Annotated in this window: 1 pseudogene; it reads right to left on the bottom strand. The window is 71.0% G+C overall.

Going from position 1 to position 245, the window contains the following annotated elements:
• Positions 1-245: pseudogene (locus KVT14_RS20905) on the bottom strand (NADH dehydrogenase subunit D); the annotation flags it as partial.

The following is a 245-nucleotide window of genomic DNA, read 5'->3' as shown; positions in this document are numbered from 1 at the left end:
ATGCGGTCCCAGCAGTCCGAGCCCTCGGAGACCGGGACGTCGAAGGCGTAGGTCTCGTAGCCGCAGTACGGGGCGGCCTTGCGGACGTCGTACGGCAGGCCGGGGGACCGGAGCATCGGGCCGGTGATCCCGAGCGCCATGCACCCGGCGAGGTTGAGCACGCCGACGACCTTCAGCCGCCCCTTGAGGATCGGCTGGCCGAGCATGAGGTCCTCGAGCTGCGTGAGGTAGCGCCGCACGCCGAC

Source organism: Cellulomonas sp. GbtcB1 (genome assembly GCF_019091725.1).
Classification (GTDB): domain Bacteria; phylum Actinomycetota; class Actinomycetes; order Actinomycetales; family Cellulomonadaceae; genus Cellulomonas.
This window is presented reverse-complemented; position numbering and strand designations above follow the sequence as displayed.